A 12674-nucleotide genomic window follows, 5' to 3' on the forward strand; every position below is an offset into this window, starting at 1 on the left:
GGACGATGCGAGTTGCGTGCGTGGGCGCCGGTCCCGGCGGGTTGATGCTCGCCCTGTTGCTGCGCCGGCTCGGCGACCACGAGGTGGACGTCTTCGAGCGCAGCCCGGCCGACGCCACCTTCGGCTTCGGCGTGGTCTTCTCCCGGCTGAGCCTGGCCCGGCTGCGGCAGGCCGCGCCCGACGTGGTCGCCGCCCTCCTCGACCAGGGCGCCCGCTGGGAGGACGTGGAGGTGCGCCGCGACGGCCACGCCGTGCGCTCCTCCGGCCACGGCTTCGCCGCCGTCGAGCGGCGCGCGCTGCTGCTGAGCCTGCAGAAGCTGGCCCGCGAGTCCGGCGCCCGACTGCACTACCGCACCGAGGCCGACGCCACCGACCTCCTTGACCGCTACGACGTGGTGGTCGCCGCCGACGGCGCCGGCAGCCGCACCCGCGCGGCCCAGGCCACGGAGTGGGGCGCCCGCCAGGTCACCGGCGAGAGCCGGTACGCGTGGTTCGGCGTGGAACGCGCCTTCGACGCGATGACCTTCCTGTTCGCCGACGGCGGGCACGGCCCGGTCGGCGCGCACGTCTACCCGTACACCCGGGACAAGTCCACCTTCCTGGTGGAGATCAGCGCGGAGACCTTCCGGGCCGGCGGGTTCGTCGACGGACACACCCAGCCACCGGGGTGGAACGACGAGCAGGCCATGGAGTACTGCGCCAAGGTCTTCGCCGCCGACCTGGAGGGCGCGCGGCTGATCGGCAACGGATCGCGCTGGCTGACGTTCTCGCACATCGACGCCGACCGCTGGTCCCACGGCCGCCTCGTCGGCATCGGCGACGCCGTGCACACCGCGCACTTCTCGGTCGGCTCCGGCACCACCATGGCCCTGGAGGACGCCACCGAACTCGCCCGCCGCCTGCACGACGCCGCCGCGAGCGGCCCCGACGCGCTGGAGGAGGCCCTGGTCGCGTACGAGAAGGCGCGCCGGCCGATCGTGGCGGGCATCCAGCGGGCGGCCTGGGCCAGCCGCCGGATGTGGGAGCACCAGGAGGACCACGCCGACCTGGACGTCGGCACGCTGATGCTGCGCCTGCTCAGCCGCAGCGGACAGTCCCCGGCCGACCTGCTGCTGCGCCTCGACAAGGGGCTCGCCGAGCGCTGTGGTCACGCGTGGACCCCCAAGCCCACCGAGCCGGTGCCCGCCCTGGTCAGCGCGGGCGAGCCGGCCGCACCCGGCGACGCGGTGCTCGTGGGGGCGGCGGACGAACCCCTCGCGCCGACGCGGGACGCGGACACCGTGGTCGTCGAAGTCGATCCGGTGAGCGGCCCGTTGGAGGCGTTCCTGAGCGGCGCGACGGACCGCCTGCGGCAGGCGCGCGCGGCGGCGCCCGGCGCCCGGGTCGGCGTGCTGGTGCGCGCCACCGCGCCCGCCGAGGAGCCGGTGGCCACGGCCGTGGCGCGGGTGGCCGCACTGGTGCGGGCCGAGACCGTGGACGTGGTGGCGGTGGCCCCGGGCGAGAGCGACGCGGCCGACAACCGGGCCGCCCAGATGGCGCTGAGCGAACGCGTCCGCGCCGTCACCGGCGCCCGCACCGCCTACGTCTGCCCGCCGGCCGAACTCAGCCAGGGCTGGACCCACGTGCAGTCCGCCCGCGCGGACCTCCTCTGGACCACCACCGCGTGACCCGGTGATCGACACGGGGTGCCCGCGCGGCACCCGGGCTTGAAAGGAGCCGGGAGATGACCCTGCTGGAAGCCGCCGAACCGCCCGCCACCCGGGCGGCGGAGACCACGCGGTGGACCACGCCGGCCGGCGTGCGGGTGGTGCGCACCACCGAGCACGTCGGCAGCGCCACGGCCCTGCGCGGCGTCCTGGAGGACGCGCTGTGCGAACGCCGCGGGCTGCTCCAGTTCCGGGACGGTGACCGGGCGATCGGCTACCTCGACCCGCCCGTCGAGGTCACCGCGTCCGGTGCCCAGGTCACCTTCCGCGCCCTGAACGACCGCGGCGCTCTGCTGCTCCCGGTGCTCGGCGCGCTCCTGGACGGGGTGCCCTCGCTCACCGGGATCAGCGGCGTCACAGCGGCCGACGGCACCGCCCGCGGCGGGGACAGCGTGCGGGTGCAGGGCGCGCCGCCGGCCGGGCTGTTCGCCGAGGAGGACCGCACCCGCCAGGTCGGCGTCTTCGCCGCCGTCCGCGCCCTGGTCGAGGGCATGGCCGGGCCCGACCCGCTGCTCGGCCTGTACGGCGCGTTCGGCTACGACCTGATCTTCCAGGTGGACCCGATGGAGCAGCACCAGCGGCGTACGCCAGGCGACCGCGACATGGTGCTGCACCTGCCGGACGCGCTGTACGAACTCGACCTGCACAGCGACGAGGCGCTGCGGCACGCCTACGAGTTCCGGGTGCCGGCCGGCAGCACCGAGGGGCTGGAGCGCACCACCCCCGCCTGCCCGTTCACGCCCGGCCGGCGGCCGGCCAGGGAGCGGGACCTGGAGCCCGGCGAGTACGCCCGGGTGGTGGACGCGGCCATGCCGCTGTTCCGCTCCGGGGCCCTGTTCGAGGCCGTGCCCGGGCAGGTCTTCCGGCGCGCGGTCAGCGGCGGCCCGGCCCAGCTCTTCCGCCGGCTGCGGCACCACAACCCGGCCCCGCGCAGCCTGCTGATGAACCTCGCCGACGGGGAGTTCCTGGTCGGCGCCTCGCCGGAGATGTTCGTCCGGGTCCGCCGCGACGCCGGCGCCGACGGGACGCGCACCCTGGTCGAGTCGTCGCCGATCAGCGGCACCATCCGGCGCGGCGGCAACGCCCTGGAGGACGCGGAGCACATCCGTACCCTGCTCAACTCGGCCAAGGACGAGAACGAGCTGACCATGTGCACCGACGTGGACCGGGGCGACAAGTCCCGGGTGTGCGTGCCGGGCACCGTACGGGTCACCGCCCGGCGCCGCATCGAGATGTACTCCAGCCTCATCCACACCGTCGACCACGTCGAGGGCGAACTGCGCCCGAGCCTCGACGCGTTGGACGCGCTGATGGCCCACCTGTGGGCGGTCACCGTGACCGGCGCGCCCAAGCTGGCGGCCGTCGAGTTCATCGAGCGGCACGAGCGCTCGCCGCGCCGCTGGTACGGCGGCGCCGTCGGCCGGGTCGGCTTCGACGGCGGCCTGGACACGGTGCTCACGCTGCGCACCATCGAGCTGCGCGACGGCGTGGCCACCGTGCGCGTGGGCGCGACGCTGCTGCACGACTCGCGGCCCGAGGACGAGGAGCAGGAGACCGAACTCAAGGCCAGGACGCTGCTTGAGGTGTTGGAGGACAGCGTCGACCGGCCGGCCGCCGGCCGGCTGCACGTGCGCGAGGCGCCGGGCGAGGGGCGCAGCGTGCTCATCGTCGACCACCGCGACTCCTTCGTGCACTGCCTGGCCGGGTACTTCCGCGAGACCGGCGCCCAGGTGGACACCTACCGCAGCGGCGGACACCTGCGGCTGCTTGAGGAGCGGCGGCCCGACCTGGTGGTGCTCTCGCCGGGCCCCGGCACCCCGTCCGACTTCGCCACCGCCGCCACCATCGCCGAGGCCGAACGCCTGGCCATCCCCGCCTTCGGGGTCTGCCTGGGACTCCAGGGCCTGGTCGAGTACTTCGGCGGACGCCTGGCCACGCTGCCCGCGCCCGTGCACGGCAAGCGCTCGCGCGTCCTGCGCACCACCACCGACTCGCTCCTCCTGGACGGGCTGCCGCCGGCCTTCGACGCGGGCCGCTACCACTCGCTGTACGCGGTGCCCGAGCTGCTGCCCGAGCAGCTCAAGGTCACCGCGACCACGGAGGAGGGGCGGGTCGCGATGGCCGTGGAGATGCCCGAACGCGGCTTCGCCGCCGTGCAGTTCCACCCGGAGTCGATCCTGACCGTCGCCGGGCACACCGGCCGGACCGTCATCGGCAACGCCGTGACCCACCTGATGCGCCGCGCGCCGCGCGGGGCCGGCCGGTGAACGGCCCCGCGGGCCGCCCCGCCCGCCCGCGCCGCCCGCCCTCAGCGCCGGCCCACTGAACCCGCAAGCCCCACCGGCAGCTCCCCCCAACAGTCAGCACCACCTCCACCGTCACCTCACCACCATCTATCGCCACCTCTACCGGCAGGACGGACGCGCATGACCTCCAGGCAGCAAGCCGTGTGCGTAGTAGGCGCGGGGCCACGTGGCCTCTCCGTGCTAGAGCGCCTGTGCGCCGCCGCGCGCGGGACCAGCCGCGACACCCGGCTCCACATCCACCTCGTCGACCCCCATCCGCCCGGGCCCGGCCGCGTCTGGCGCGTCGACCAGTCCCGGCAGTTGCTCATGAACACCGTCGCGGGACAGATATCCCTGTTCACCGACGACAGCGTCGAACTCCAGGGCCCCCTCGAACCGGGCCCGAGCCTCTACCAGTGGGCCCAGGCGCTGCTGGCCCCGGGCGGCGCGGCCGACTGCGGCGACCCGGCCTACCGCGACGTCACCCTCGCCGAGGCGCGCGAGCTGGGCCCCGACTCGTACCCCACCCGCGCCTTCTACGGCCAGTACCTGACCTGGGTCTTCGACCGGATCGTCGCCGGCGCCCCGGCCCATGTGCACCTCACCACGCACGCCGCCCGGGCCGTCGCCCTGGACGACGCGGAGGCGCGGCCGGGGCACGAGGTGCCGCTCCAGCGGGTGACGCTGTCCAACGGCACCGTGCTGGACGGGCTGGACGCCGTGGTACTCGCCCTGGGCCACCTGCCCGCCGATGCCGGCGCGGGGGAGCGCGCGATCGCCGAGCAGGCCAGCGCCCACGGACTCGGCTACCTGCCGCCGGCCAACCCGGCCGACGTCGACCTGAGCGCGATCGGCGCCGGTGAGCCGGTGCTGCTGCGCGGCCTCGGGCTGAACTTCTTCGACTACCAGGCCCTGCTGACCGCCGGCCGCGGCGGCGTCTTCGAGGGCGTGGCCGGCCGCCTGGTCTACCGGCCCTCCGGCCGCGAGCCGCGTCTGTACGCCGGCTCCCGCCGTGGCATCCCGTACCAGGCGCGCGGCGAGAACGAGAAGGGCCCGCACGGGCGGCACGAGCCGCTGCTGCTCACCCCCGAGAAGATCGCCGAGCTGCACCGCAGGCCCGAGGACAGCCCGGGCGTGGACTTCCGCGCCGAGGTGTGGCCGCTGGTCGCCAAGGAAGCCGAGACGGTCTACTACAGCGCCCTGCTGGCCAGCCGCGACCGGGCCGCCGACATCGAGGGGTTCCGCAAGGAGTACCTGGACCGGCCCTGGAACAGCGCCGAGGAGTCCCAGGTGCTCGACGCGTACGGGATCACCGGGGCCGACCGCTGGGACTGGGACGGCCTCGCCCACCCCTACCGTGGCCGGGAGTTCGACGGCCCGGGCGACTTCGAGCGCTGGCTCCTGGACCACCTGCGCACCGACCTCGCCCAGGCCCGCCGGGGCAACGTCAGCGGCCCGCACAAGGCCGCCCTCGACGTGCTGCGCGACCTGCGCAACGAGATCCGGCTCGTGGTGGACCACGGCGGGCTGCACGGCGACAGCCACCGTGAACACCTGGACCGCTGGTACACCCCGCTCAACGCCTACCTGTCCATCGGCCCGCCCGCCCGGCGCACCGAGGAGATGGTGGCCCTCATCGAGGCCGGCGTGCTGCGCGTGATCGGCCCCGACCTGCGGGTGGATGTGAGCGCGGACGGCTACCGCGCCACGTCCCCGTACGTCCCGGACTCGACGGTGCGCGCGCGGTTCCTCATCGAGGCCCGGCTGCCCGACATCACGCTGCGCCGCACCGGCGACGCGCTGCTGCGCCACCTCCGGGACAGCGGGCAGTGCCGCGCGCACCGCGTCGCCACCCGGGACGGCGGCTGGTACGAGACCGACGGCCTGGCCGTCACCGCCCGCCCGTTCCACCTCCTGGACGCCGCCGACCGCCCGCACCCGCGCCGCTTCGCCTTCGGCGTGCCCACCGAGGCCGTGCACTGGGTCACCGCCGCCGGCATCAGGCCCGGCGTGGGATCGGTGACCCTCACCGACTCCGACGCCATCGCCCTGGCCGCCCTGGCCTGCGGCGCCGCGACCGCCCCCGACCCGGAACCGGCCCGCACCGAGAGCGCGGCCTAGCCACTCCCGGACCACCGACCCCAGCCCCACTCTGGGCCACCGACCCCAGCCCCACTCGGCCCACTCGGCCCACCCGCTCCACCGAACCCCACCCACCCACGAAGGCCCACGAAGGGACGCGAGTAACGAGATGACAGCCCACCGCAGTGAACCCGTCGGGTCGTTGGACGCGGGACTGCTGTCCCCGGTCAGAGCGGCCACGCCCGTCGAAGCGGAGGTCGACGACCAGGCGTGGCTGCGCGCCATGATCGAGGCGGAGGTCGCCCTCGCCCGCGCCCAGGCCCGCCTGGGCACGGTCCCGGCCCAGGCGGCGGAGGTCATCGCCGCCGTCGGCGCCGACGCCGAACTCGACCTGGTGGCCCTCGCGCACGCGGCCCGCGAGACCGCCAACCCGGTCGTCGGCTTCGTCCAGGCGCTGACCGCGGCCGTGGCCGACCGGGACGCGCTGGCGGCCGACTACGTCCACCGCGGCTCCACCAGCCAGGACGTGCTGGACACCGCGGCCATGCTGGTCACCCGGCGGGCCGTGCGGCTGATCCTGGCCGACCTGGACCGCTGCCGGGTCGCCCTGGAGCGGCTGGCCCGCGACCACCGGGACACCCCGATGGCCGGCCGCACCCTCACCCTGCACGCGGTGCCGACCACCTTCGGGCTCAAGGCGGCGGGCTGGCTCGACCTGGTCCGCCAGGCCACCCACCGCCTCCAGACGCTGGCCGACACGCTGCCGGTGGAACTCGGCGGCGCCGCCGGCACGCTGGCCGGCTACCTGGAGTACGCGGGCCACGGGGACACCGGGGACGGGGCGGCCCGGGATCGGCGGCGGGCCGAGGCCGCCGCGTACGGCGAGGCCCTGACCGCCGCCTACGCCGACGAACTGGACCTGGCTGTACCGCTGCTGCCCTGGCACGTGCTGCGCACCCCGCTGGCCGACGTCGCGGCGGCCACCTCGTTCCTGGCCGGCGCGCTCGGCAAGATCGCCGTGGACGTGCAGTCGCTGGCCCGCACCGAGGTCGGCGAGGTCAGCGAGCCGGGACCGGCCGGGCGCGGCGCGTCCTCGGCCATGCCCCACAAGCGCAACCCCGTCCTGGCCACCCTGATCCGCTCGGCCGCCCTGCAACTGCCACAGTTGGCCGCCGGGTTGTACGGCTGCATGCTCACCGAGGACGAACGATCCGGCGGCGCCTGGCACGCCGAGTGGCAGCCGCTGCGCGAGTGCCTGCGGCTGGCCGGCGGCGCCGCGCACACCGCGGCCGAACTCCTGACCGGCCTTGAGCCGCACCCGGAGCGGATGCGCGCCAACCTCGACCTGACCGACGGGCAGATCGTCTCCGAGCGCGTCGCCGCCGTGCTCACCCCGCACCTGGGCAAGGCGCGCGCCAAGGCCGTGCTCGGCGCGGCGGCCCGCACCGCCGCCGAGCGCGGCTGCGGGCTCGGCACGGTCCTGGCCGAACTGCCCGACGTCACCGCCCACCTCGACGAGGAGGAGATCAACGGGCTGCTCGACCCCGCCCGCTACACCGGGGCGGCGTCGGCTCTCACCGATCGGGCCCTACGCGCCTGAGCGGGGCACCACCGACACACCGAGCCGGCCACGCGCCGGGCCTCTAGGGAGCACCACACCATGACCCCCACGCACCATCGCACGTCCCGCCTGCCCTCGCTGACCGGCATGCGCTTCATCGCCGCGCTGATGGTCTTCGCCTTCCACGTCGCCTGGGAGCGCTTCTTCCGCGACGCCGAGGTGCAGGGCGACTACGCCGACGTCGTGAACAAGGCCGGCTGGATCGGCGTCTCGTTCTTCTTCGTGCTCAGCGGGTTCGTCCTCGCCTGGTCGCGCCGCGAGGGCGAGCGCGCACCCAGGTTCTGGCGCCGCCGGATCGCCAAGGTCTATCCCGGGCACTTCGTGACCGCCCTGGTGGCCTTCTGGCTGATCTCGCGTACCGACGGGATGCTGGCCGCGGCGGGCACGGTCGACGCCGACGAGGCGATCACCAACCTGCTGCTGATCCACTCCTGGTGGCCCGAGTACGACGTGTTCCTCAGCGGCAACGCCGTCAGTTGGTCGCTCGCCTGCGAACTCTTCTTCTACCTGGCCTTCCCCGTGCTGTGGATGGGTGTCTCCCGCATCCGCGCCTCGCACCTGTGGCCCGCCACCGTGGTCGTGACCGCCGCGATCGTCTGCGTGCCGCTGGTGGCCAAGCTGGTCACCGCGGACCCGGTGATGATGCTTCCCGACGGCACCGCGAGCCTCAAGCAGTACTGGTTCGTCTACATCTTCCCGCCGGTGCGCGCCCTGGAGTTCGTGCTCGGCATGCTGCTGGCCCGGGTGGTGGCCGAGGGCAGGTGGTTCCGGCTGCCGCTGATCGTGCCGATCGCGCTGTTCGGCGTCGGCTACTACCTGGCCGCACGGGAGGTCCCGTACCTCTACAGCCTGGTGGCCGCCACCATCATCCCGATCGCGCTGCTGATCCCGGCCGCCGCCGACGCCGACATCCGCGGCCGGGGCAGTTGGTTCGCCAGCAAGCCGATGGTCTGGCTCGGCGAGCGCTCGTTCGCCTTCTACCTGGTGCACCTGCTGGTCCTGCTGTACGGGCACGACTGGCTGGGCCGCGGCAAGAACTGGGAAACCGGCCAGGCCGTCCTCGTCATCATCGGCTTCCTGCTGGTCAGCCTGGCGATCTCGGCCGTGCTCTACGAGGTGGTCGAGAAGCCCGGCATGCGCTACCTCAGCGGCTCCCGGCCGACGCGGTCCGCCCCCGGCAGCGGCGGCGCCGCGCGGGACGCGGGCATGGCCCCCGGCACGCCGGACTCCGCCGAGCGGGCCCGCACCGGGCGGTCGAGCGGCGACAGTGACGAGCGGGTGCCGAGCAAGACCTGAACCGGTCGTCGCCGGCCGACCCCGGCCGGGGACGGTCGGCCTCCGGCCGGGGGCGGTCGGCGCCGGCTGACCGACCGCGCGTCGGGGCGCCGACCGTCACGGCGGCGCCCCGGGGCGGCCCGCTCTCGCGGCGGGCCGCCCCCGCGCCCGGTGCCGCGAGGCTTCAGTCCGCGGCCCGCGAGACCAGGGTCAGGTAGACGGTGACCACGTGCTCGCCCTGGTCGGTGCCCACCTCGCCGCGCAGGTCCACCACGTCGTTGCCGGCCAGCGCCTTGATGCCGTCCACGTGCACGACCACCGTCAGCCGGTCGCCGGCGTAGATGGGCCGGCTGTACTCGAAGCGCTGGTCGCGGTGGACCACGCGGCTGTAGTCCAGGCCGAGTTCGGGGTCGTGCACCACCTGGTCGGTGGCCCGCTGGGCGAGGGTGAAGATGAACGTCGGCGGGGCGATCACATCGGCGTGCCCGTGCTCCCGCGCTGCCTGGGGATCGGTGAAGACGGGGTTCGCGTCACCCACGGCCGTCGCGAACTCGCGGATCTTCTCGCGGCCCACCTCATAAGGAGCGGTGGGCGGATAAACCCGTCCGACGTAAGAGGTGTCGAGAGGCATGCGGTGCTCCTAGCACATGAACTTGCGGATATCTTGCGGATAGTGAGTGCGGCGGAACTGGCGGCACGGTAGACGGCCGGAAACGAAAGCGTCGGCTACCCGGCGCCCACGGTCCGGGCGCGATCGGTGGTACGTGCGCGCCGCTCGCGAACCGAGCGGAACAAGGCCCCCCGTTTCGCCTCGCGCGGTCAGTCGCCGCCGTCCCTCCCGGCAATTCCCGGGCCGATAAGCGACCTTGGCGGCAGCCCTCCGCATTGTGCCACGGAACCACGCCCAGGGGACTGCGAAAGAAGCCACACTGACGCGGCGACAGGACGCTCCGCCCACCCGGCGAGCGGAATTCACCCCGCGACGATTGGCGGCCACCGACCGACCAATTGCGTCATGAAACCATCCACCCCGCACCCGGCCCCCGCCTCCCGGCCCGCGCCCCCGGCCGCCACCCCGCACGCCCGGCGACTTCGGCTCGTGCCCCCCGCGACCCTCGGCTCGTACGCCCGGCCACCCCGCTCCCCGCGCCCGGGGCCCCGTCCCCGCCCGGGCCTCGAACCGGAGACGGAGGGAACTGCCGCCGCGGCACGGGACTCTCTACAGGTGTGTCCTCACTCTCCCCCTCCACCCAGGCTGATCCGTCCGCGGCGCTGACCGGGCACATGATCGTGTCCGGCGACGACGCCCTGGCCCACCGGCTCGCGGCCGAGTTGCGCGGCGTCTACGGGGAGCGGGTGACGCTCGTGGTGCCGCCCGCGCGGGAGGCCACGGGGCGGCGCGCGCGGGGGCGCGCCGTCGTGCGCGCCACGGCGCTGTTCGGGCGCGTGACCGCCGCCATGGCCCGCGCGACCACGACCGGGAACGGCGCCGACCCCGCGACCGGCCCCGCCGACGACGCGCCAACGACCCTGGAAGCGGCGGAACTTGACGAGAGCGTGCTGATCGAGGCGGGCGTGCGGCGGGCCGCCGCGCTCGCCCTGGTCCACGACGACGACGAGGCCAACATCCGGGCCGCACTCGCCGCCCGCCGCCTCAGCCCCCACCTGCACCTGGTGATCCGGCTCTACAACCGCAAGCTCGGCCAGCGCCTGGAGGAACTCCTCGACCAGGCGGCGGCCGTCGTCGACCCGGGGAGCGCCGGCGGGGCGGGGGCCGCGCCGGAGGCGGTCACCACCGTGCTCTCCGACGCGGACACCGCCGCCCCCGCGCTCGCGGCCACCGCCATCGCCGGGACCAGCAAGGTCGTCCAGGCGGACGGGCTGATGCTGCGCGTGGTGGAGCGGGCCCCGGCGTCCGGCGGAGCGGACGCCGATCGCGGCCTCGGCGTCCTCGCGCTGCTCTCCTCGACCGAGGGCGACCCGGCCGGCTCCGACGGCTCCGACAGCAGCGGCGACGAGGGCCCGCGACTGTTGCCCGACGAGGCCACCGTGCGGGCCGCCACGGGCCGCCGCAGGCTGGTCCTGGAGGCCGTCTCGCACGACGTCCCCGCCCGCTCCTCGCGCCGCGTCGGCGGACGGTGGGCGCCGCTGACCGCGCTGCTGCCCACCCGACTGCGCTGGTCGATCGCGGGCGTGAGCGCCGCGGTGCTCGCGCTGGCCGTGACGTCCTGGCTGACCACCGGCGACCACCCGCTGCACGCCGCGTACCTGACGCTGCTCGACCTGTTCGCCATGGGCGACCCGGCGGTGGGGGAGCGCACCAGCCGCCAGGCGATGCAACTGCTGACGGGGTTGATCGGGTTGCTGCTGCTGCCGGTCATGGTCGCCGCCGCGCTGGAGGCGTTCGGCACCTTCCGTACCGCCTCCGCGCTCCGCCGCCCGCCGCGTGGTCTCTCGGGCCACGTCGTGCTGCTCGGCCTCGGCAAGATCGGCACGCGGGTGCTGGCCAGGCTGCGGGAGCTGGACATTCCGGTGGTCTGCGTGGAGAACGACCCGGAGGCCCGGGGCATCGCGCTGGCCCGCCGCCTGCGGGTGCCCGTGGTGCTCGGCGACGTCACGCAGGAAGGCGTGCTTGAGGCGGCCAAGATCCACCGCGCCCACGCGCTGTTGGCCCTGACCAGCGTGGACATCACCAACCTGGAGGCCGCGCTGTACGCCCGCTCGGTCCACCCCGGCGTGCGCGTGGCGCTGCGGTTGTACGACGACGACTTCGCCACCGCGGTCTACCGCACCCTGCGCGCCGCCCACCCGCAGGCCCTCACCCGCAGCCGCAGCGTCTCCTCGCTGGCCGCGCCCGCCTTCGCCGGCGCCATGATGGGGCGTCAGGTGCTCGGCGCCTTCTCGGTGGAGCGCAAGGTGCTGCTGGTGGCCGCCGTCGAGGTGGCGGGCCACCCACAGCTCGCGGGCCGCACCGTCGCGCAGGCGTTCCGGGCCGGGGCCTGGCGGGTGCTCGCGCTGGACAGCTCGGCCCCCGGCGACCGGTCGGCCGACCTCAGCGCGGCCCCGCCACCCGAGGGCGAGGCCGGCGCCGACGCCCCCCGCCGCCTGGTGTGGGACCTGGACCCGACCTACGAACTGCGCGCCGCCGACCGCGTCGTCCTGGTCGCCACCCGCCGCGGCCTGGCCGAACTCCTCGGCCGCCCGCAAGCGCGCCGCACCGGATAGCGCGCCGAACCCGCCGCGTTTCCCCGCCCTTTCGCACCGCGGGCAGCCCGCACGTCGTCCGCGTTTCTCACCGCCCGCGCTATCACCGCCTTACCGCCCCACGGAGTCCGAGAAACGCGAAACCCGGCAAGTAACCGTCATATCGCGGTGACTCCATCACGAAAAAAGCCCACGCTCATACGCCCTCACGCCACCGGAGGAAACGGCCGCCTAGTGGCACGGAATGCGGGAGGCGCAGTGCTTGCGTAAGGGCGTTGAAAGGGCGAGTCCGGGCGGTGTGACGGCCAGATGGAAGGCGGCGGAAAGGGGCGACGACCGCCCCGTGAAAGAAGGCGGATGTCCCATGTGTGACGCGCCCGGTGGGCGATTTCCCCGGTCAGTGCCCCGCCTCGCTTCTCCGGGGGCCGTCCGCCCGTCACGCCGCCTGGAACCACCGCCTCGCGCCGCCGAGCGGCCACCCGAGCCGGGGCGGAAGCGAGT

7 protein-coding genes are annotated in these 12674 nt (G+C 74.8%); 6 read left to right on the forward strand and 1 reads right to left on the reverse strand.

Translation table 11 applies throughout. From position 1 onward, the window contains the following. Nucleotides 1-5: 5 nt before the first annotated feature. From AC3CHW_RS25515 to AC3CHW_RS25535, 5 genes are all read left to right on the forward strand, one after another. Complete coding sequence (locus tag AC3CHW_RS25515; protein WP_488468040.1) at nucleotides 6-1667, forward strand: FAD-dependent monooxygenase; 1662 nt, start codon at nucleotides 6-8, stop codon at nucleotides 1665-1667. A gap of 56 nt (nucleotides 1668-1723) precedes the next feature. After that, nucleotides 1724-3973: an anthranilate synthase component I gene (locus AC3CHW_RS25520; RefSeq protein ID WP_488468041.1), complete on the forward strand. Its 2250-nt coding sequence runs from the start codon at nucleotides 1724-1726 to the stop codon at nucleotides 3971-3973. A 159-nt stretch (nucleotides 3974-4132) separates the two neighbouring features. Beyond that, a complete protein-coding gene (locus AC3CHW_RS25525) occupies nucleotides 4133-6112 on the forward strand; it encodes an FAD/NAD(P)-binding protein (protein ID WP_488468042.1) in 1980 nt (659 codons plus the stop codon). Nucleotides 6113-6242: 130 nt separating this feature from the next. Beyond that, on the forward strand, nucleotides 6243-7673 hold the full coding sequence (locus AC3CHW_RS25530) for a nitrosuccinate lyase (RefSeq protein ID WP_488468043.1): 1431 nt from the start codon (nucleotides 6243-6245) through the stop codon (nucleotides 7671-7673). 60 nt (nucleotides 7674-7733) lie between these two features. After that, complete coding sequence (locus tag AC3CHW_RS25535; RefSeq protein ID WP_488468044.1) at nucleotides 7734-8990, forward strand: acyltransferase family protein; 1257 nt, start codon at nucleotides 7734-7736, stop codon at nucleotides 8988-8990. A 163-nt stretch (nucleotides 8991-9153) separates the two neighbouring features. On the opposite strand, the gene AC3CHW_RS25540 is transcribed toward AC3CHW_RS25535, so the two are convergent. Further along, nucleotides 9154-9600 carry a MaoC family dehydratase N-terminal domain-containing protein gene (locus tag AC3CHW_RS25540; protein ID WP_176161461.1) on the reverse strand — a complete coding sequence of 149 codons (447 nt, stop codon included), beginning with the start codon at nucleotides 9598-9600 and terminating at the stop codon, nucleotides 9154-9156. Nucleotides 9601-10253: 653 nt separating this feature from the next. Between AC3CHW_RS25540 and AC3CHW_RS25545 the strand changes: the two genes are divergently transcribed. Continuing rightward, nucleotides 10254-12194, forward strand: a complete 1941-nt coding sequence (locus AC3CHW_RS25545) for an NAD-binding protein (RefSeq protein ID WP_488471164.1) — start codon at nucleotides 10254-10256, stop codon at nucleotides 12192-12194. Nucleotides 12195-12674 lie beyond the last annotated feature (480 nt).

This window comes from Streptomyces sp. MGP-BFMKR1 (assembly GCF_057766585.1).